This window comes from Pseudomonas sp. MF08831, assembly GCF_059862645.1.
This window is the reverse complement of record NZ_JCBCUX010000008.1, coordinates 189,344-209,979: the sequence shown is the minus strand read 5'-3', so window position 1 is coordinate 209,979 and position 20,636 is coordinate 189,344. Positions and strand designations below refer to the sequence as shown.

18 protein-coding genes, 4 tRNA genes and 1 riboswitch are annotated in these 20,636 nt (G+C 61.9%); of the genes, 7 read left to right on the top strand and 15 right to left on the bottom strand.

Features of this window, described 5'->3' with window-relative positions:
- Positions 1–72: 72 nt before the first annotated feature.
- Genes AC19YS_RS18605 through AC19YS_RS18590 form a run of 4 tightly spaced genes read right to left on the bottom strand, consistent with a single transcriptional unit; the run spans position 73 to position 2,949 of the window.
- Positions 73–1,032 carry a tRNA dihydrouridine synthase gene (locus tag AC19YS_RS18605; protein ID WP_119742617.1) on the bottom strand — a complete coding sequence of 320 codons (960 nt, stop codon included), beginning with the start codon at positions 1,030–1,032 and terminating at the stop codon, positions 73–75.
- Between the two features lie 55 nt (positions 1,033–1,087).
- Positions 1,088–1,522, bottom strand: coding sequence for an acyl-CoA thioesterase (locus tag AC19YS_RS18600; RefSeq protein WP_106576673.1), 435 nt, complete (start codon positions 1,520–1,522; stop codon positions 1,088–1,090).
- Positions 1,523–1,560: 38 nt separating this feature from the next.
- Complete coding sequence (locus AC19YS_RS18595; RefSeq protein WP_500602365.1) at positions 1,561–2,394, bottom strand: alpha/beta hydrolase; 834 nt, start codon at positions 2,392–2,394, stop codon at positions 1,561–1,563.
- A gap of 15 nt (positions 2,395–2,409) precedes the next feature.
- Positions 2,410–2,949, bottom strand: coding sequence for a TetR/AcrR family transcriptional regulator (locus AC19YS_RS18590; protein WP_083357717.1), 540 nt, complete (start codon positions 2,947–2,949; stop codon positions 2,410–2,412).
- Between the two features lie 160 nt (positions 2,950–3,109).
- Here AC19YS_RS18590 and AC19YS_RS18585 point away from each other — a divergent pair, with 160 nt between their 5' ends.
- The gene (locus tag AC19YS_RS18585) at positions 3,110–3,670 is read left to right on the top strand and encodes a hypothetical protein (RefSeq protein WP_106576671.1); all 561 of its coding nucleotides are present in this window, start codon (positions 3,110–3,112) and stop codon (positions 3,668–3,670) included.
- Positions 3,671–3,759: 89 nt separating this feature from the next.
- Here AC19YS_RS18585 and AC19YS_RS18580 read toward each other — a convergent pair.
- From AC19YS_RS18580 to uvrB, 6 genes are all read right to left on the bottom strand, one after another.
- A tRNA-Glu gene (locus AC19YS_RS18580) sits at positions 3,760–3,835 on the bottom strand.
- Between the two features lie 79 nt (positions 3,836–3,914).
- A tRNA-Ala gene (locus AC19YS_RS18575) sits at positions 3,915–3,990 on the bottom strand.
- Between the two features lie 50 nt (positions 3,991–4,040).
- Positions 4,041–4,116, bottom strand: a tRNA-Glu gene (locus AC19YS_RS18570).
- Between the two features lie 78 nt (positions 4,117–4,194).
- Positions 4,195–4,270: transfer RNA gene (locus AC19YS_RS18565), tRNA-Ala, on the bottom strand.
- A gap of 147 nt (positions 4,271–4,417) precedes the next feature.
- The gene (gltX, locus tag AC19YS_RS18560) at positions 4,418–5,899 is read right to left on the bottom strand and encodes a glutamate--tRNA ligase (RefSeq protein ID WP_500602364.1); all 1,482 of its coding nucleotides are present in this window, start codon (positions 5,897–5,899) and stop codon (positions 4,418–4,420) included.
- 186 nt (positions 5,900–6,085) lie between these two features.
- On the bottom strand, positions 6,086–8,101 hold the full coding sequence (gene uvrB, locus AC19YS_RS18555; RefSeq protein WP_124418047.1) for an excinuclease ABC subunit UvrB: 2,016 nt from the start codon (positions 8,099–8,101) through the stop codon (positions 6,086–6,088).
- A 343-nt stretch (positions 8,102–8,444) separates the two neighbouring features.
- On the opposite strand from uvrB, the gene AC19YS_RS18550 reads away from it, so the two are divergent.
- Positions 8,445–9,641, top strand: a complete 1,197-nt coding sequence (locus tag AC19YS_RS18550; RefSeq protein ID WP_200625563.1) for an amino acid aminotransferase — start codon at positions 8,445–8,447, stop codon at positions 9,639–9,641.
- 295 nt (positions 9,642–9,936) lie between these two features.
- Entirely contained in the window at positions 9,937–10,146 is a 210-nt protein-coding gene (locus tag AC19YS_RS18545) for a hypothetical protein (RefSeq protein WP_078738148.1), read from the top strand.
- A gap of 109 nt (positions 10,147–10,255) precedes the next feature.
- Here the strand turns inward: AC19YS_RS18545 and ptrR are convergent, their stop codons facing one another.
- Entirely contained in the window at positions 10,256–11,128 is an 873-nt protein-coding gene (gene ptrR, locus AC19YS_RS18540) for a putrescine utilization regulator PtrR (RefSeq protein ID WP_106576666.1), read from the bottom strand.
- Positions 11,129–11,230: 102 nt separating this feature from the next.
- Here ptrR and AC19YS_RS18535 point away from each other — a divergent pair, with 102 nt between their 5' ends.
- A complete protein-coding gene (locus AC19YS_RS18535; RefSeq protein ID WP_500602363.1) occupies positions 11,231–12,622 on the top strand; it encodes an aldehyde dehydrogenase family protein in 1,392 nt (463 codons plus the stop codon).
- Positions 12,623–13,491: 869 nt separating this feature from the next.
- Here the strand turns inward: AC19YS_RS18535 and AC19YS_RS18530 are convergent.
- The 4 genes from AC19YS_RS18530 to AC19YS_RS18515 form a co-directional block, all read right to left on the bottom strand.
- Entirely contained in the window at positions 13,492–13,884 is a 393-nt protein-coding gene (locus AC19YS_RS18530) for a YciI family protein (RefSeq protein ID WP_500602362.1), read from the bottom strand.
- Between the two features lie 135 nt (positions 13,885–14,019).
- Positions 14,020–15,039 (bottom strand): sensor histidine kinase, encoded by a 1,020-nt coding sequence (locus tag AC19YS_RS18525; RefSeq protein WP_500602361.1) that lies wholly within the window; start codon positions 15,037–15,039, stop codon positions 14,020–14,022.
- Positions 15,040–15,048: 9 nt separating this feature from the next.
- Complete coding sequence (locus AC19YS_RS18520; protein WP_106576661.1) at positions 15,049–16,515, bottom strand: ATPase domain-containing protein; 1,467 nt, start codon at positions 16,513–16,515, stop codon at positions 15,049–15,051.
- On the bottom strand, positions 16,512–16,946 hold the full coding sequence (locus AC19YS_RS18515; RefSeq protein ID WP_500602360.1) for a hypothetical protein: 435 nt from the start codon (positions 16,944–16,946) through the stop codon (positions 16,512–16,514). The genes AC19YS_RS18520 and AC19YS_RS18515 overlap by 4 nt, the downstream gene beginning before the upstream one ends.
- Positions 16,947–17,057: 111 nt before the next feature.
- Positions 17,058–17,250, top strand: a riboswitch (cobalamin riboswitch).
- A gap of 116 nt (positions 17,251–17,366) precedes the next feature.
- On the opposite strand from AC19YS_RS18515, the gene AC19YS_RS18510 reads away from it, so the two are divergent.
- Genes AC19YS_RS18510 through AC19YS_RS18500 form a run of 3 tightly spaced genes read left to right on the top strand, consistent with a single transcriptional unit; the run spans position 17,367 to position 20,139 of the window.
- Positions 17,367–18,377, top strand: coding sequence for an ABC transporter substrate-binding protein (locus tag AC19YS_RS18510; RefSeq protein WP_106576659.1), 1,011 nt, complete (start codon positions 17,367–17,369; stop codon positions 18,375–18,377).
- A complete protein-coding gene (locus tag AC19YS_RS18505; protein WP_179677036.1) occupies positions 18,374–19,378 on the top strand; it encodes a FecCD family ABC transporter permease in 1,005 nt (334 codons plus the stop codon). The genes AC19YS_RS18510 and AC19YS_RS18505 overlap by 4 nt, the downstream gene beginning before the upstream one ends.
- Positions 19,375–20,139 (top strand): ABC transporter ATP-binding protein, encoded by a 765-nt coding sequence (locus tag AC19YS_RS18500; RefSeq protein ID WP_500602359.1) that lies wholly within the window; start codon positions 19,375–19,377, stop codon positions 20,137–20,139. The genes AC19YS_RS18505 and AC19YS_RS18500 overlap by 4 nt, the downstream gene beginning before the upstream one ends.
- Positions 20,140–20,636: the final 497 nt, after the last annotated feature.

The window sequence follows — 20,636 nt, the reverse complement described above, 5'->3', positions numbered from 1 at the left end:
GCCACTCTTTTGTGCTAGCCCACACACGAAAAAAGGGCGCCAATGGCACCCTTTTTTAGTGAACGTGAACAATCAGGCTGCAACGGGGTGCTGCATGCCCAGCAGGTGGCTGACGTGTTTTAAATCCGTCTCGCGCCGCAATGCGGTAAACAGCGCCACCGCCTCGGGATAATTGCGCGTCAGCATCGCCAGCCATTGCTTCAACCGGCCCGGTGCCTGCTTTTCAGTCAATTGCGCCACTGATTGGCTCCAGAACGCCTGAAGCATCGGCTGCATCTGCGCCCAGGTCATTTCCACCACTTCTTCGCCCGCCTTGGCTGCCACAATTTGGCGCGCCAGGTCAGGCCGTGCCACCAGGCCCCGGCCGAGCATGATGTCTTCGGCGCCGCTGATTTCACGGCAACGCTTCCAGTCTTCGACGCTCCAGATATCCCCATTGGCGAACACCGGCACGTTGACCACGTCCTGCACCCGCGGGATCCACTCCCAGTGGGCCGGCGGCTTGTAGCCGTCGGTCTTGGTACGCGCATGCACCACGATATGCGCCGCGCCACCTTCAGCCAGCGCCGTGGCGCACACCAGCGCACCGTCCGGGCTGTCGAAGCCAAGGCGCATCTTGGCGGTCACGGGGATATGCGCGGGCACGGCACGGCGCACATGTTCAACAATCTGGTTGAGCAGCTCCGGCTCCTTGAGCAGCACGGCGCCGCCGCGCGACTTATTGACCGTCTTGGCCGGGCAGCCGAAGTTAAGGTCAATCACCTGGGAGCCCAGCTCGCACGCCAGCGCGGCGTTTTCGGCCAGGCACACCGGGTCCGAACCCAGCAACTGCACACGCAGCGGCACGCCCGCTGCGGTGTGGGCACCGTGCAGCAGTTCCGGGGCGAGCTTGTGGAAATAGGCGGGAGTCAGCAGGCGGTCGTTGACGCGGATGAACTCGGTCACGCACCAGTCAATACCGCCCACGCGGGTCAGCACATCGCGCAGGATGTTGTCGACCAACCCCTCCATGGGCGCCAAAGCAATTTGCATGGAAAACACTCAACAAAAATCGTGGCGCAGTTTACTGGGTTTCCTGCAAGAAACGTTAACCCCCTGTCAGCGCGGGACCGTAGCCGTCGAGAAATTCGGCCGGCATACGCTTGGGCTTGCCCGTGGAGAGTTCGATGCAGACAAACGTGGTGTGGGCGCGCAGCAAGGTCGCGCCGTCGCGAGGACGGACCAGCTGGAAACGGCGGGTCATCTTCAGGCGCTGGTCCCAGTCGACGATCCAGGTCGCCAGCTGCAGCTCATCGCCTTCGTAGCCGGCCGCCAGGTAGTCGATCTCATGGCGCACCACGGCCATGGCGCGGTCGAGTCGACGGTATTCGGTAAGGTCCAGCCCCAGGCGCTGGGAATGGCGCCAGGCGCAGCGCTCCAGCCAGGACACGTACACCGCATTGTTGGCGTGCCCGAGGCCGTCGATGTCTTCAGCGCCAACCTGCAGATCGATGATGAATGGCGTTGCCAAATCCCAGCCCATGCCTTGCTCCAGTCGATTGATGTCGGCGGGGCAGTGTATCAGGCAGTTTGCCGCGCCTGTAGACGACGGCCGGCCAACAGGGCAAGCACACCCTCGATCACCCGCGGATCGGCCAACACTTTCTGGTGCCCGCCTTGTTCCAGTCGCAGCAGGCGGCTGTCGAACCAGGCCTCGTGAATGGCTTGCGAGGCTTTGACCGGCACAAAGGTGTCGTCTTCGGCGTGCACGATCAAACCGGGGATATTCATCTGGTAGTGAGCCACGTCCAGGTGTTTGAGCGGCATGCCGAAGGTCAATTCGACTTCCTGGATAAACGCCGAGCGCGCCCGTGGCGGCAACCCGACCATGCCGGCGAAACCGCGCAGCACATCGAGAAAGCGCGAAGGCGCCGCAATGCTCACCAGCGCCTCGGTGCGCAGGCCCAGTTGCACCGCCAGCATCGCGCTGGCACCGCCCATGGAATGCCCCACCACCGCGTGCAACGGCGGCAACTCAGCGGCGGCGTCGAGCATGGCGCGGGCGAACAGCAGCACATGCGCCTCGCGCCCGGGTGAATGGCCATGGGCCGGGCCGTCCAGGGCAATCACCGAATAGCCGTCATCCACCAGCGCCGTGATCAGGCTGGCGAACTGCGTGGGGCGCCCTTCCCAGCCGTGCATCAGCAGCACGGCGGGGCCCTGGCCCCAACGCAACGCCGACAAGCCGAAACGCAGGGTGATGCGCTCCGACTGCGCCAACAGCGGCAGCTCCCAGTCGCGCGGCGGCAGAGTGCGTGGCGTCATGAAGGTACGGCGCAACTTGCTGGCCACCAGGTTCGGCGCCACGCGGCCGACGGTGCCATTAAAGCCTCGAATCCAGGTCAACGCGCCCATCAGGCGACTCCTTTTTCAGCGCACCGCCGATTTGGCCGCGCGCAACACGCGGTCCGACAACTCGCCCGGCCCGAGCGCGCGAGCCAAGGCCAGGCCGCCAATCATCAAGGCCATATCCGCCAGGGCTTTGTCGGTGTCCTCCGGGCTGGCGGCCAACTGCGCGGCCATCAGCTCCGTGTGCTCGTTGAGCGCCTGGCGAAACTCATCCGGCAAGCGGCTCATCTCGCCCACGGTGGCTGGTATCGGGCAGGCCTGGTCCGTGGAGTCACGGTGCTTGCGCGACAGATAAAACGCCGCCACCAGGCCTCTGCGCTCTTCACCGGTGAGTTGCGCGTCCATGTCGTCAATCGACGCGCGTCGCCGGGCGAGCAACTGGGTGAAGGCCTCCAGCATCAACGCGTCCTTGCTTTCAAAGTGCGCGTAGAAACCGCCGACCGTAAGCCCCGCCGCGCCCATGACTTCGCCGACACTCGGTTCGGCCGGGCCGCGCTGGATCAACGCCGCGCTGGCAGCCTGCAAAATGCGTTCGCGGGTTTGCGCTTTTTTATCGCTCATCGTTGCCTCCGTCTCTCATGGGTTGAATATTATTACCATAATAATATTTCGCAAGCCACCCGCATGACCGCTCGTCCGAGCAGCACAGATCACATCAAGGGAATAAATCGCTCGCCCCAGCCGTTCTCATTGCAATGAACTGCACATCGGAGAGAACGACATGGCCTGGCGGCAGCAAAACCAGAACTGCGCGTGGGTAGCCGGAGAAGCCCCCTACGTGTTCGCCAACGAGTACACCGCGAACTTCATCAGCGGCTTTCGCACGGTGCTGATCGCCAAGGTTGAAGGCGAAGGCGTGGGCAACCAGCCGTTTGGCAAATTCTTCAACGACGCCGACGGGCATGCCGAGGCCAACTTCCTGGAGGCCCTGCGTGCCAATGACTGGGTATTCGATGCGGGGTATCAGGAGATCGTGGTGAGCATCAACAACTCACCGTGTCGGCAATGCTGCGTGCTGTTCAAGCAGTTCATGGAAGACATCCTGCTGCGCTTTCCAAACACCCGGCTGGTGATTGAAACCGCGAATATCTACCACCCCAACGACGAAATAGACCAGGGCTGCCTGCGTGCGATTTCACGCTTGCCCGGCATTCGCGTCGAAATGTGGAACGTCGCGCTGGAGAATGCCCAGAACAGAGGCCCACAGGTTGATCAGCAAAAAGAGCTGGCGCGCATCAACAAATCCCTGCGCACCGCCAACGTGGTACGCAGGATGCCGTAAACGGCTGCGCGAAAACCCAAACGCCAGACAAACAAAAGGGCCATTCAATAATTGAATGACCCTTAAAAATCCCGCAGAGCGGGTAATCGTGGCGTCCCCTAGGGGACTCGAACCCCTGTTACCGCCGTGAAAGGGCGGTGTCCTAGGCCACTAGACGAAGGGGACACAAACCTTCTATACAACTGACCAGCGCTGAGAGCTGATCGATTCAAGGACGGTGTGGCCAGACCTTGAACCTGTAAATTGGTGGAGCTAAACGGGATCGAACCGTTGACCTCTTGCATGCCATGCAAGCGCTCTCCCAGCTGAGCTATAGCCCCGGATTTTTCGTCTCGCGACGCAGCAGACCTTTCGAGCTGCTTGTTGAAACTGGCGTCCCCTAGGGGACTCGAACCCCTGTTACCGCCGTGAAAGGGCGGTGTCCTAGGCCACTAGACGAAGGGGACAAAACCTTCTGTACATCTGATCAGCGCTGAGAGCTGATCAATTCAAGGACGGTGTGGCCAGACCTTGAACCTGTAAATTGGTGGAGCTAAACGGGATCGAACCGTTGACCTCTTGCATGCCATGCAAGCGCTCTCCCAGCTGAGCTATAGCCCCTCATCGGTGAGGACGGGGCGAATCTTAATGGCGGTTTGGAAACGTGTCAAATTTATTTTCAACTATTTCCAAAATTTTTTGCCGGGATAACAATCACTTACCGACGAAACCCCGGAAAACCGGGGTTTCGTCGTAACAACAGCCGACTTAAGCGATAGCGCCCAGCAGCTTTTCCCACTCTTTGTTTTCTTTCTTCGACACACCACCAAGCAAATCAAGGGCTTGGCGCAGACGGAAACGCGTCAGGTCCGGGCCGAGAATTTCCATCGCATCCAGTACCGACACCGAACTGGCCTGCCCGGTGATCGCTGCAAACATCAGTGGCATCGCATCGCGCAGTTTCAGATCAAGGGACTCGACCACCGCCTGAATCGTCGCAGTGATTGCATCCTTCTCCCACTGACGCAGGCTTTCGAGCTTCCACAGGATCAATTGCATCAGTTGGCGAACCTGATCGCCCGAGAGCTTCTTGGACTCAAACAACGTGGCATCCGGGTTCACGCCACCGGCAAAGAAGAAGCTGGCCAACGGAGCAACCTGGCTGAACGTCTCCACCCTGCCCTGCACCAACGGCGCGATCTTCATCATGTACTCGGGGTTCAACGCCCACTGCTGCACACGGCTGGCGAATTCTTCTACCGGCAGGTCACGCAGCCACTGGCCGTTGAGCCACGACAGCTTCTCGATATCGAAAATCGGCCCGCCCAGGGATACGCGGGACAGGTCGAAGTTGTCGACCATTTCCTGCAACGAGAACTTCTCACGCTCGTCCGGCATCGACCAGCCCATGCGGCCCAGGTAGTTGAGCATCGCCTCGGGCATGAAGCCCATGCGCTCGTAGAACGTCACCGAGGTCGGGTTCTTGCGCTTGGACAGCTTGCTCTTGTCCGGGTTACGCAGCAGCGGCATGTAGCACAGCTGCGGCTGTTCCCAGCCGAAGTATTCGTAGAGCAGGATCAGTTTCGGCGCCGACGGCAGCCATTCTTCGCCGCGCAGCACGTGGGTGATGCCCATCAGGTGGTCGTCGACCACGTTGGCCAGGAAGTACGTCGGCAGGCCGTCGGTCTTCATCAACACCTGCATGTCCATGCGGTCCCACGGAATTTCGACGTCACCGCGCAGCATGTCCGGCACCACGCACACGCCTTCGCTCGGCACTTTCATGCGAATCACGTGAGGCTCACCGGCAGCCAGGCGCTGGGCCACTTCTTCTTTGGACAGCAGCAGCGCACGGCCGTCGTAACGCGGGGTTTCGCCACGGGCCTGTTGCTCGGCACGCATCTGGTCGAGTTCTTCGGCGGTGCAGAAGCACGGGAACGCATGGCCCATGTCGACCAATTGCTGGGTGTACTGCTTGTAGATGTCGCTGCGCTCGCTCTGACGATACGGGCCGTGCGGGCCGCCGACGTCCGGGCCTTCGGCCCAGGTGATGCCCAGCCAGCGCAAGGCATCGAAAATCTGCTGTTCCGACTCACGGGTCGAACGCAGTTGATCGGTGTCTTCGATCCGCAGGATGAATTCACCGCCGTGCTGCTTGGCAAAGCAGTAGTTGAACAGGGCGATGTAAGCAGTGCCGACGTGGGGATCCCCAGTAGGCGATGGCGCAATGCGCGTGCGGACGGTGGTCATGGCAGGTCTCGAATGGGCGATATAACTGAAAATTGAAACAAGGGGCGAATGGTAACAGCCTGGGGGATTTCTGGAAAACCGAGGCGCGGTCATCGGGGGCAAGCCCCCTCCCACATTTGCCGGCGTTCACACGCCAACGTGTGGGAGGGGGCTTGCCCCCGATGAGGCCCGCCCATTCACCGCAAATCAAACAGCCAGCAACCGCTCGCGCAATTTGCCGATCTCGTCGCGCATCTGCGCCGCCGCTTCAAACTCAAGGTCGCGCGCCAGCTGGTACATCTTCTCTTCCAACTGCCGGATACGCTTGGTGATCTCACTCGGCGAGCGCAATTCGTTCTCGTACTTGGCGCTTTCTTCAGCGGCCTTGGCCATGCCTTTGCGCTTCTTGCTGCGCGAGCCGGGTACGGTGGCGCCTTCCATGATGTCGGCGACGTCCTTGAACACGCCTTTGGGGATGATGCCGTTCTCCAGGTTGAACGCGATCTGCTTGTCACGGCGACGTTCGGTCTCGCCAATCGCGCGTTCCATGGAGCCGGTGATACGGTCCGCGTACAGAATCGCCCGGCCATTGAGGTTACGCGCCGCCCGGCCGATGGTCTGGATCAGCGAGCGCTCGGAGCGCAGGAAGCCTTCCTTGTCGGCGTCCAGAATCGCCACCAGCGACACCTCCGGCATGTCCAACCCTTCACGCAACAGGTTGATGCCCACCAGCACATCAAAGGTGCCCAGGCGCAGGTCGCGGATGATCTCGACGCGCTCCACGGTGTCGATGTCCGAGTGCAAATAGCGCACGCGCACGCCATGGTCGGCCAGGTAATCGGTCAAATCTTCGGACATGCGCTTGGTCAGCGTGGTCACCAGCACCCGCTCTTCCAGGGCCACGCGCTTGGTGATTTCCGACAGTAAGTCATCGACCTGGGTCAGCGCCGGGCGGATTTCGATTTGTGGGTCCACAAGGCCTGTCGGGCGCACCAGTTGCTCAATCACGCGGCCCGCGTGTTCAGCTTCGTAGTTACCTGGCGTGGCCGAGACGAAGATCGTCTGCGGGCTGATGCTTTCAAACTCGTCGAAACGCATCGGCCGGTTGTCCAGTGCCGACGGCAGGCGGAAACCGTATTCCACCAAGGTTTCCTTACGCGAGCGGTCACCTTTGTACATCGCGCCCACCTGCGGCACGCTGACGTGGGACTCGTCGATCACCAGCAAGGCGTCATCCGGCAGGTAATCGAACAAGGTGGGCGGCGCCTGCCCGGATTCGCGACCCGAGAGGTAGCGCGAGTAGTTTTCGATGCCGTTGCAGTAACCCAGCTCCAGGATCATTTCCAGGTCGAACCGCGTGCGCTGCTCCAGGCGCTGGGCTTCCACCAGCTTGTTGTTGGCGCGCAGGTAATCCAGGCGCTCCACCAGTTCGGCCTTGATGCCTTCGATGGCGCCCATCAGTGTTTCGCGCGGCGTTACGTAGTGGCTTTTGGGGTAGAAGGTGAAGCGCGGCAGCTTGCGAATCACCTCACCGGTCAACGGATCGAAGGCCGACAGGCTTTCGACCTCATCGTCGAACAGCTCGATGCGAATCGCTTCCAGGTCGGATTCGGCCGGGTAGATGTCGATCACATCGCCGCGCACACGGAAGGTGGCGCGGGCGAAGTCCATGTCATTGCGGGTGTACTGCAAGCTCGTCAGGCGCCGCAGCAGCTCGCGCTGGTCGAGTTTGTCGCCACGATCGACGTGCAGCACCATCTTCAAATAGGTTTCCGGGCTACCCAGGCCGTAGATGCACGACACCGTGGTGACGATGATCGCGTCCTTGCGTTCCAGCAGCGCCTTGGTCGCCGACAACCGCATCTGCTCGATGTGGTCGTTGATCGACGCGTCCTTCTCGATGAAGGTGTCAGAGGATGGCACGTAGGCTTCGGGCTGGTAGTAGTCGTAGTAGGAAACGAAGTACTCCACCGCGTTGTTCGGGAAAAACGCCTTGAACTCGCCATACAGCTGGGCGGCCAGGGTTTTGTTCGGCGCCAGCACCAGGGTCGGGCGATTGGTCTGCGCAATCACATTGGCAATGCTGAAGGTCTTGCCTGAACCGGTCACCCCAAGCAGCGTCTGGTGCGCCAGGCCGGCTTCAATGCCTTCAACCATCAGGCGAATGGCTTCGGGTTGATCGCCGGCGGGTTCAAAGCGGGTGACGAGCTGGAAATCCGACATAACGTACCTCGTGTAGTCACCCCAGACTCGAAACCGCCAGGGACGAAAAAGCTCAGCAACCCGCGAATAGTCAACGCAGGTTGCAGGAAAAAACCATGATAGCTGTAGAAGTGGAGGCGAATGTGACGGGTTTCAAGGCAATCGTCCTACCTGCCGTCGCCGCCCCATGTTGCAATAAGACTAACGGTCGGCAAATAAACCGAAAAACTTGGCCGAAAAGCCGTTTCGGTTGTCGCCCTGAGCCTGGATGGCCTCTATACTAGCTCCCCGTTTGTGCACCGCTCTAGTGCATTCGGCTGGAGCGCGACACGTCCCTCCATTCCCCCATAGAGCTGCCGCAAAAATGAGCCTGTTCTCCGCTGTCGAAATGGCACCACGCGATCCAATCCTGGGCCTCAACGAAGCATTCAACGCCGACACACGAACCACCAAGGTCAACCTTGGCGTGGGCGTTTACTGCAACGAGGAGGGGAAGATTCCACTCTTGCGTGCCGTTGCCGAAGCGGAAGCCATTCGCGTGGCGCAACACGCCGCCCGTGGCTACTTGCCGATCGACGGCATCGTTGCCTACGACCAGGCCGTGCAAAAGCTGCTGTTCGGCGCCGACTCGCCCCTGCTCAGCGCTGGCCGTGTGATCACCGCGCAAGCCGTCGGCGGCACCGGCGCGCTGAAGATCGGCGCCGACTTCCTCAAGCAACTGCTGCCCAACGCCGTGGTTGCCATCAGCGACCCGAGCTGGGAAAACCACCAGGCGCTGTTCGAAAAAGCCGGCTTCCCGGTGCAAACCTACCGCTACTACGACGCCGCCACCCACGACGTCAACCGTGCCGGCCTGCTCGAAGACCTCAACGCCCTGCCGCCACAGTCCATCGTGGTGCTGCACGCCTGCTGCCACAACCCGACCGGCGTCGACCTGAGCCCGGCCGACTGGCAAAACGTGCTGGACGTGGTCAAGGCCAAGAACCTGGTGCCGTTCCTCGACATGGCCTACCAAGGCTTTGGCGATGGCATCCACGAAGACGCCGCAGCCGTGCGCCTGTTTGCTGAGTCGGGCCTGACCTTCTTTGTGTCCAGCTCGTTCTCCAAGTCGTTCTCGCTGTACGGCGAACGCGTAGGTGCGCTGTCGATCGTCAGCGAATCCAAGGAAGAAAGCGCGCGCATCCTGTCCCAGGTCAAGCGCGTAATCCGCACCAACTATTCCAACCCGCCGACCCACGGCGCGGCGATTGTGGCGGCGGTGCTGAACAACCCTGAGCTGCGCGCCCAGTGGGAAGCGGAACTGGCCGAAATGCGCCTGCGCATCCGTGGCATGCGTGAGCAGATGGTGGCTGAACTGGCCAAGGCTGCCCCAGGTCACGACTTCAGCTTCGTTGGCCGCCAGCGTGGGATGTTCTCCTACTCCGGCCTGACCGTGGAGCAAGTCACCCGCCTGCGTACCGAGTTTGGTATCTACGCGCTCGACACCGGCCGCATCTGCGTAGCGGCGCTGAACCAGTCCAACATTGGTGCAGTGACCAAAGCGATTGTTCAGGTGCTGTAAGCCTGCAACGGTTGTGACAAAGGGGAAGTCATTCAATGGCTTCCCCTTTTTTGTCGCCAGCAGGCTTCCCGTGGCAAACAGGCCTCCTGTGGCGAGCGGGCTTGCCCCGCGTTGGGCTGCGAAGCAGCTCCATAAAGCCCCCCCGTGAACTTACTGAAAGAACCCGGTGCCTGAACAAGGGGCCACTGCGCAGCCCAACGCGGGGCAAGCCCGCTCGCCACAAGAGGAAAACCTCGCTGCTTGCCGCGACCAGCCCTAGACTGAACCCCAACTGCCCCTTTGCTGTGAGAGCCTTATGAGAAACGACGACCTGGACCTGCGTGCCGACCGCGACGAACTGCATGACTTCACCCCGCGCGCGCCGCAAGCCAAGCGCCAGAAAAGCCTGGTGCTGCAAGTGGCACTGGGTGTGTTCCTCGGTGGCCTGGCTCTTTGGTTGGTGCAACTGGGCGCCACGGCCATCATGGCAAAACTCGCCATGGGCACCCTGCAATTTGGCGGCTGAAAACACGATCAACCGGTGGGAGCTGGCAGGCCTGCGATGGCGTCAGCCCAGCCTGCACGGCCTTGGCTGATACACCGCCATCGTAGGCCAGCCAGCTCCCACATTAGATCTAAGTGGCTACCAGACCACGTTCCTCCAACAGCTTCACAAAACTGTTCAAGCTCTGCGACACCGTGCCCCGGCGCCAGATCAGCCAGGTATTGAGGATGCGGAACGCGTCGCTCAGCGGCCACACACTCACCGCCGTGAACCCTGGCATGCTCTCCAGCATGCTGCGCGGCATCAGCGCCAGGCCGGCCCCGGCACTGACGCAGGCGAGCATGCCGTGATAAGACTCCATTTCAAAGATCTTGCCCGGCACCGCGCCATCCTGTGAGAACCAGCGCTCGAAGTGATGGCGATACGAGCAGTTCGAGCGAAACGTATAGATGCTCTCCCCCGCCACATCCTGCCCGCGCGTGATCGGCGCATGGTGCAGCGGCGCAATGACCACCATCTCCTCCTCAAACACCGGCACGCCTTCCAGCGTGGCATGCAGCACCGGCCCGTCGACAAACGCGGCCGCCAGGCGTCCCGACAACACGCCCTCGATCATCGTGCCGGACGGCCCGGTGCTCAGGTCCAGCTCAACCTTGGCGTGCTTCTGGTTATACGCCGCGAGCAACGCCGGAATGCGCACCGCCGCCGTGCTCTCCAGCGAACCCAGCGCAAACGCGCCCTGGGGCTCCTCCCCCGCCACCGTGGCGCGGGCTTCCTGCACCAGATCAAGAATGCGCCGCGTGTAGCCGAGGAAATTCCACCCGGCCGGCGACAGGCGCAGGCGGCTCTTCTCACGGATAAACAACTCAACGCCCAGGTCCTGCTCCAGTTGCTTGATGCGCGTGGTCAGGTTCGACGGCACGCGATGAATCAACTGCGCGGCGGCGCTGATGCTGCCTTGCTCGGCAACGGCCTTGAAGATTTCCAGCTGCACCAGGTCCAAGTCATTCTCCAATCGTGAATGTATTGCTTAATATTATTCAGTTTCCAGAAAACATGCAGCCCCGTAGGCTGAACCCATCCACTCATTCAGCCGGACGGTGCCATGAACGCTATCACTCGCCAGACTCACGCCTTGTCGATCAACCCCGCCACTGGCGAAACAGTCGGCAGCTACCCTTACGAAACCGAGGCGCAGTTGGACGCGGCGCTTAATCGCGCCACTGAGGCCTTCCGCACCTGGCGCCGCCAACCAGTAAGCCAGCGCGCCGAGTTGTTGCTGGCCCTGGCCGCTGCGTTGCGTGAGCAAGCCGAAGACATGGCGCAGATGATCACCCTGGAAATGGGCAAACCCATCGCCCAGGCCCGCGCCGAAATCGAAAAATGCGCGCAACTCAGCGAATGGTATGCCGCCCACGGCCCGGCCATGCTCGCCCCGGAGCCCACGCTGGTGGACAACGGCAGCGCCCAGATCGAATACCGCCCACTGGGCCCGATCCTCGCCGTCATGCCGTGGAACTTCCCGGTGTGGCAAGTGCTGCGCGGCGCCGTGCCGACCCTGCTCGCCGGCAACACCTACGTGCTCAAACATGCACCCAACGTGATGGGCAGCGCCTACCTGATGAAGGCGGCGTTTCAAAAAGCCGGCTTCGCCGATGGCCTGTTTGAAGTGGCCAACGTGACCAACGACGGCGTGTCCAAGGCCATCGCCGACCCACGCATCGCCGCGGTCACCCTCACCGGCAGCGTGCGCGCCGGCGCCGCCATCGGCTCTCAGGCCGGCGCCGCGCTGAAGAAATGCGTGCTGGAACTGGGCGGCTCCGACCCGTTCATCGTGCTCAACGACGCCGACCTCGACGCCGCCGTCCAGGCCGCCGTGATCGGGCGTTTCCAGAACAGCGGCCAAGTCTGCGCTGCCGCCAAGCGCCTGATCATCGAAGAAGGTGTGGTGCAAGCCTTTACCGCCAAATTCCTCGCCGCCAGCCGCGCCCTGGTGATGGGCGACCCGACCGACGCCAGCACCTACGTCGGCCCAATGGCCCGCTTCGACCTGCGCGACGAGCTGCACGGCCAGGTGCAGGCCACGTTGGAAGAAGGCGCAACCCTGCTGCTGGGCGGCAACAAAGTCGCCGGTGCCGGCAACTACTACGAACCGACCGTGCTGGCCGACGTCACCGACCAGATGACCTCGTTCAAACAGGAACTGTTCGGCCCCGTGGCCTCGATCATCACCGCCCGCGATGCCGACCACGCCGTGGCCCTGGCCAACGACAGCGAGTTCGGCCTCACAGCAAGCATCTTCACCACCGACGCGGCGAAGGCACGGGATATCACCAACCAGCTGGAAACTGGCGCAGTATTCGTCAACTCGTTCAGCGTGTCCGACCCGCGCGTAGCGTTTGGTGGAGTGAAAAAGAGTGGGTTTGGGCGCGAACTGTCCCACTTTGGCGTACGTGAATTCTGCAACGCACAGACCGTATGGCTGGATCGCAAATAAAACAGGCAACACCCTCCAACTGTGGGAGCTGGCTTGCTCGCGAAGGCGGTGTCTCAGTTGGCAAATTTGCCGACTGACAGACTGCATTCGCGAGCAAGCCCGCTCCCACCTTTGATTTGCGGTGTTTGTGGCCGTGCGTGAATTCTGCAACGCACAGACCGTGTGGCTGGATCGCAACTAAAACAGGCAACCCCCCATCAACTGTGGGAGCTGGCTTGCCTGCGATAGCGGTGGATCAGTGACAACTCTTTGGCTGACACGCTGCAATCGCAGGCAAGCCAGCTCCCACCTTTGATCTTCGGTGTTTGTAGCCGCGCGTGAATTCTGCAACGCGCAGACCGTGTGGCTGGTTCGCAAATAGAACAGGCAACACCCTTCAACTGTGGGAGCGGGCTTGCTCGCGAAGGCGGTGTATCCGTTGGCAAATTTGTCGACTGACAGACTGCATTCGCGAGCAAGCCCGCTCCCACCTTTGATTTGCGGTGCTTGTGGCCGTGCGTGAATTCTGCAACGCACAGACCGTGTGGCTGGATCGCAAATAAAACAGGCAACACCCTTCAACGGTGGGAGCTGGCTTGCCTGCGATAGCGGTGGATCAGTGACAACTCTTTGGCTGACACACTGCAATCGCAGGCAAGCCAGCTCCCACCTTTGATCTGCGGAGTGTGTAGCCGTGCGTGAATGCTGCAACGCACAGACCGTGTGGCTGGAACGCAAATAAAACAGGCAACACCCTCCAACTGTGGGAGCGGGCTTGCTCGCGAAGGCGGTGCTTCAGTTGGCAAATTTGTCGACTGACAGACTGCATTCGCGAGCAAGCCCGCGCCCACTCAAACCCGCTCCCACCGTTGATCTGCGGTGTTTGTGGATTAGTCCACAGTGACCTTTCCAGTTGAAAACTCGACCTTCAAATTAAGCCTCCCTTCATTCACCAACCACGGCCGAATCGAAAACCTGCGCGCACCGCACTGATGCATCGGGTCTTGCGCGGCGATGGCCTTGGCATGCTCAAGCGACGTTGCACGAATCACAAACATGCCGTCGCCGTCCCAATACTGCTCATCCTCACTCCAATGCGGCCCGGCGGCGACGAGGATACCGTCGCGCTCGATCTGGCATTGATGCTCGAGGTGAATCGGCAGGTTCTGCATCACCGGGCCAAACCCGTCGGTTGGCGTTGAAAACACTACATAGAACTGCTTTTGCAGCATGCCCTTACTCGCATCCAGCACTTGCTGACGCGTTACCCGGTTTGTTTGCATGGGTTTACCTGTAGGAATATCGACGTAGTAGCGCAGGCGTGTTGGCACCGCGTGTCGTGGAGCATTCCCTATCCGTCAGGGCAAGCAGTAGGCCGTTCGCAGGCATAAACCTTATGCCGGGCAGGAATACACGAGTCAGCCGTTCAACAACGGCAGCGTCACCACAAACTCACTGCCCTTGCCCTTGCCCGCGCTTTTGGCGGTGACCTTGCCGCCATGTGCTTCAACCAGCTCGCGCACCACCGTGAGCCCGATCCCCAAGCCCGAGCCGTTGAAGCCGATGGCGTGTTCATCCTGCACGTAAGGGTCAAAGATCAGCGGCAGCGCCTTGGCTGAAACGCCGATGCCGTTGTCACAAATGCTGATCCTGAGCGCGTCCGTCGCGGTCACAGACAGCACAATCGAGCCACCCACCGGCGTGTACTTGGCCGCGTTGGCCAGCAGGTTGTGCAGAATCTGCGCAAGACGCCCGGGGTCTGCGCTCACCATCAGTTGGCCGTCAGGCAGGTGGGCATCAAATTGCTGTCTTTTCGCCCGCATCACCGGGCCGCAGGCATCAATGGCACTTCTAAGGATCTGCAGCATGTCTACATCGCGTCGATCGATGCGCAGCTTGCCGGTGCTGACGCGGGACACGTCCAGCAAGTCGTCGACCAACTGTGAAATATGCTGCACCTGACCTTCAATCAGCGCACGCATGCGCGGCAGCTGGTCGCTGGGCATGCGAACCATGCGCTCGGCGATCATGCTGATCGGCGTCAATGGGTTGCGCAGCTCATGCGCCACCATCGCCAGGATGCTTTTCTGCTGACTCAACGCGCGCTCGGCCGTGGCTTGCAGGTCTTGCGCACTGAGGGCCGCGATCACCAGTTGCGCATTCGCCTCGCGAAGCTCCTGGTACAGGCGTTGCTCCTCCAGGGGCGGCGGGCTGGCGGCGTCCGACTGCGCAAGGAGGATCGCCAGCACCAACTGCTGGTTAGCTTCAATCACCTGCTCGACGTGCTGGGTATCCACCAGACGGCTGCTGGCGTCAGTCAGTTGCTGCTGCAGCGCCGCGAGCGCCGCACGCGCCTCAACGGTTTTTTGGCCAATGAGGAACAGCTCGTGAGCCGCCGTGGTCAGCTCACTTTCATGCTTGCCGTCGCCGTCACTCATGAGTCGGGCTCACACATGTTTGGTTTTCGCCGAAACCTGCCGGGTCGGGTGCCCACCCAGCAACCCTTCCTGCTCCGGCAGCATGTCGCGAATCTGCAGGCCGTTATCGTCGATGTGGTACTGGCGCAGTTGGTCGGAGTGGGCGCTGGCGCGCACCTTGACCACGGCCATGATGCGCAGTAACCGGCTCTGCACCTCGATATAGCGCTGCACGATGATCGCGTCGGTCAGAAACGCCGTGCCATAAGGGCTGAAGCGCAGGTCGGTGTAACGGTCTTCGAGCTCCGAGGTCATCAACACGCTGACCCCAACGGCAGTCAGCGCCGTCACCATGCGTGACAGCGACTCGCGAAAATCCGCACGGAAGGTAGGCGCCAACGCCAGTTCAAAGCCTGACAGCGAGTCAATCACTACACGGGTGGCGTTCAACCGGCTGATTTCACCGAGCAGCAGCTGCACGATTTCGTCGATGGACAGGTCCGGCGCGCGGCTGTCCACCAGGCCCACTTTCCCGCTCTTGATCAACTCGGCCAATTGCGGGTTCTGCGAATGGTTGGGCCGTTGCTCGAACGCCGCAATCACCCCGGTTTCGCCGTTGCGCGCGCCTTCAGCGAGGAAGGTCGCCGCCAGGATGCTCTTGCCCGAGCCGGACGGGCCGGCCACCAATAGCGAATAACCCCGAGGCAGGCCGCCGCCGAGCATCTCATCGAGCGCCGGCACGCCCATTTTCAGGCGGGTGATCGGGAACGTCGACGGCGCTTCAACCAGACGGTTGACGGCGGCCGGCGGGAACACCTTGACCCCCGAGGTGGCAATACGAAAGGTGTGCAGCCCCGGCAACGTCGGTTGGCCGCGCATCTTCATGATTTCCATCTTGCGCACCATCGAATTACGCTCAACGCTCTGGCGTAGCCAGATCAGGCCATCGGCCACGGTGAAAATCGGATTGGTGTCGGTCTCGGTGAAGTATTCGCCGATCAGGAAGGTGGTCGCCTGCCACGTGGTCATCAACATGCCCAACTGCTGGATGAACTGCGGCAGGTTGTTGTTCGGGTTGTGCTGGGTCTGGCTGGCCAGCACCACGGAGCGGAACGAATCGACAAACACCAGCGACGGTGAATGCGCCTCGACCTCGCTGACAATGCGCCGCAGTACCTCGTCCAGGTCGCCCGCCAGGGTGTCGTCGGCCAGGTTGATATAACGAATCGACCGGTTAATGGCAGCGTCGTCGAAAAAATCGAATTGCTGCTGATAGCGCAGCATCTTCAGCGGCGGCTCACCGAGCACGGTAAAGAACAGCGCCGGGCGCTCCGGCGTGGCCAGGGCGAACATCATCTGGTGCGCGAGGGTGGTTTTGCCGCAGCCTGGCGGGCCGGCGATCAGGTTGAACGAAAACTCCGGCAGGCCACCGCCCAGGACCTCGTCCAGTCCTGGCACACCCGTGGCCAGACGGTTGATAGTCACTTTGGTGCTCATGGCGAAATTTCCTGCGAAGAGGTGTCGCTCGAAGAAGGCTGCCACACGCCAACCAGCAGACGTGCGGTGAGTGAAGGCCCGATCAGCGTGGTCAGAAGCTCGTAGAGGGTAGTCAGCAACACCTCACCGAAAAACAGCACATCGGTTTCGTTCTGCTCGACGAGTACGGATTTGAGGGCAATCAAGTCCATCGCGGCCGGCACCCTGTCATAGGTGGCGGCCAGGCGTGGATGGGTCGAGACGCACAGATGGAAGCTGCGACGGTACAGCGCGGCAACGCCTTGCTGGCCGATGATGGGCGCCAGTGCTGCGCCCACATCCTGCAAAATCGAAACAACCGCCGCGGCGATGCTTGCAGTGTCAGCCTGCGGACCAACACGGTGCGCCAGAGAAGCTACGATCCGGCGGCTCTCTTCGCTAAGCGTGGGCATGTCTGACTAATATCTGATGAACAGAGACCGATGGTACACCCTATATCCGGAGATAGAGACCCCGGCGGCCTGCCAATTGCGCATGGAAAGGCTCCCCGTTGCGGGCATGATCGACTACCATAACGCGCCGGTTCCCACACGGGACTAATAGGGAATCCGAAGCGCGTTCATTGTGCCAATCGGAACTGCCCCCGCAACTGTAGGTGCTGAGCCTGCTCCACATCGCCACTGGGCATTGCCCGGGAAGGCCGGAGCGTGGCGACGACGCATCAGTCAGGAGACCTGCCGGCCCAGCAAAATCACTAACCGGCGGGGTGTCCGGGAAGTACCTCCGCGCCCTGCGATGCCCGCAGCGCTACAGGGTGTATTTCCGAGCCGTACCTCCCCAGTTCCACGTACGGTTTACCCGGAGATTGCCCGATGCTGCCACGCGTTACTGCCCTGATCACCGCCCTGGGCTTTTGTGCCCTGGCCCAAGCGGCGCCCACTCACTACCCGCTGACGGTGCAGAACTGCGGCAGCACCTTGACCTTTGAGCAGGCGCCTGCGCGCACGGTGACCATCGGCCAGGCCGCCACCGAAATGCTTTACGCCCTGGGCGTCGGCGACAAAGTGGTCGGTACCTCGCTGTGGTTCAACAACGTATTGCCACAATACAAGGCGCAGAACGACGCCATTGAGCGCCTGGCCAACAACGAACCCAGCTTCGAAGCGGTGATCGCCAAGCGCCCGCAGCTGGTGGCCGCCGAGCTGGAATGGGTAGTGGGCCCGCAAGGTGTGGTCGGCACCCGCGAGCAGTTTCACGAGCTGAAAATCCCCACCTACCTGCTGCCCTCCGACTGCGAAGCCAAGGACAACCTGGTGGGCGCCGACGGCACGCGGCTGGAGCCGTTTCGCGTCGAGACCGTCTATAAAAGCATCAGCCAACTGGCCGAGATTTTCGACGTACAGGCGCGCGGCCAACAATTGAACGACGAACTCAAGGCGCGCTTGGCCAAATCCATCGCCACCGCCCACAGCAAAGGCCTCAAGCAGGCCAGCGCATTGGTGTGGTTCTCCAGCTCGGAAATGGCCAGCGACCCGTACGTGGCCGGCCACAAGGGCGTGCCCGAATTCATGCTCCAAACCCTGGGCCTGCACAACGTGGTGCAGTCCGATGAAGAGTGGCCCGCCGTCGGCTGGGAGACCATCGCCAAGGCCAACCCGACCTTCCTGGTGATCGCGCGCATGGACCGGCGCCGCTACCCCGCCGACGACCATGAAAAGAAACTCGCCTTCCTGCGCAGTGACCCGGTGACGCGCAACATGGACGCGGTGAAAAACAACCGCATCATCATCCTCGACGCTCTGGCATTGCAGGCCAGCGTGCGCACGTTCGATGGCCTGGAACAGCTGGCCGCCGCCATCGACGGCTACGACCTGCGCAAATGATGCGTACCCTTCTCGCCCTGGCGCTGCTGTTGCTCGCCGTGCTCGCCGGCGTGGCCATTGGCGAAACCGCCATCGCACCGCAGGTGGTGTTGCAGGTGCTTGCCAACAAACTGTGGGCAGCCGGTTACGCGCTCGACCCGATCGACGAAGGCGTGGTGTGGAATTACCGCCTGACCCGCGCCCTGGTCGCCGCCGCGTGCGGTGCCGGGTTGGCCACGTGCGGGGTGATCTTGCAGTCGTTGTTGCGTAACCCGTTGGCCGATCCTTATCTGCTGGGCATCAGCGCCGGCGCCTCGACCGGCGCGGTATTGGTGGCGCTGATCGGCGTCGGCGGCGGTCTGGTTTCGCTGTCGGCAGGCGCGTTTGTCGGCGCCATGGCGGCCTTTGCGCTGGTGATTCTGCTGGCGCGCGCCAGCGGCTCGGCGAGCGGCACCGGCCAGATCATCCTCGCCGGCATCGCCGGGTCACAGCTGTTCAACGCCCTCACCGCGTTCCTGATCACCAAGTCCGCCAGCTCCGAGCAGGCACGCGGCATCATGTTCTGGCTGCTGGGCAACCTCAGCGGGGTGCGCTGGCCGTCGGTGTGGCTGGCGGTGCCGGTGACCGTCGCAGGCCTGGCGGTGTGCCTGTGGCACCGCCGCGCGCTGGATGCCTTCACCTTCGGCACCGACTCGGCGGCCTCGCTGGGCATTCCGGTGCGCCGGGTGCAGTTTGTGCTGGTGGGTTGCGCGGCATTGGTGACGGCGGTGATGGTGTCGATTGTCGGCTCCATTGGCTTTGTCGGGCTGGTGATTCCGCATGCCGTGCGCCTGCTGGTCGGTACCGGGCATTCACGGCTGCTGCCGGCCAGCGCCTTGGGCGGTGCGCTGTTTTTGATCGCCGCCGACGTGCTCTCGCGCACGTTGATCAAGGGCCAGGTGATTCCGGTCGGCGTGGTCACCGCGCTGGTCGGCGCGCCGGTGTTTGCGCTGATCCTGATCGGCCGGAGAAATGCGCGATGACGGTGCTCAGTTGCACAGCGCTGGGGTTCAAAGTGCGCGATGCCGAGTTGCTGCGCGATATCCACTTGGACGTTCAGCAAGGTGAAACCTTGGGCATTGTCGGGCCGAACGGTTCCGGCAAGTCCACCCTGCTCAAACTGCTCGCCGGTTTGCGTGCACCGGCGTCCGGTGAAGTGCTGTTGGGCGGCCAGCACTTGGGCCGCCTATCCCGGCGCGCCATCGCGCAGCAACTGGCCGTGGTGGAGCAGCAGGCTGATACCGACGATGCCATCCGCGTGTTCGACGCCGTGGCGCTGGGCCGCACGCCCTGGCTGTCGGCGCTGAGCCCGTGGTCTGACGAAGACGACGCCATTGTGGGTCAGGCGCTGCACGACGTAGACGCCACCCACCTGAGCAAACGCGCGTGGCGCAGCCTTTCCGGCGGCGAACGCCAACGCGTGCACATCGCCCGCGCCCTGGCGCAACGGCCGCAGATTCTGTTGCTGGATGAGCCGACCAATCACCTGGATATCCAGCACCAACTGGCGATCTTGAAGGGCGTGCAGGCCTTGCCGGTAACCACCTTGATTGCGCTGCATGACCTCAACCAGGCACTGACCTGCGATCGCCTGGCCGTGCTGGACCGCGGGCGGCTGGTGGCGCTGGGCCCACCACTGGAGGTGCTGACGCCGCAGCGATTGCAAGAGACATTCGGGGTACAGGCGCACTACCTGACAGACCCGTTTGACGGCGCTCAGATCCTGCGGTTGCGCTCGAACTGATGAGCTGACTGCGGCCCCTAACAACACCACCAATCAACTGTGGGAACTGGCTTGCCCGCGAGGGCGGTGTGTCAGTGGCATGTCAGTCGGCAGACCCGCCGCCTTCGCGGGCAAGCCCGCTCCCACAGTTTGACCGCGTTCATCTGCCAGTGCCGCACCGCTTTGCCTTTCTGTGGGAGCTGGCTTGCCTGCGAGGGCGGTGTGTCAGTGGCATGTCAGTCGGCTGACCCGCCGCCTTCGCGGGCAAGCCCGCTCCCACATTGAATTGGGTTCAGCTCTCAGAATCAGGTCGGCTGTCAGGCCGCCTCGCTTGCGCTTTTGATCTAACCACTCAGGTCGGCTACTAGGCCGCCGTGCTCTGCTTTTGATCTTGATCTGCTTTTGATCTTAGGCGCCCCGTTAAACCACGCTGGCCGAACGCAGGTTTTGGAGCGTGGGTAAACCGGCAGGACGCCGGTTTAGCCGTGTTGGGCCATGGATGGCCCATCGCGGCGGCC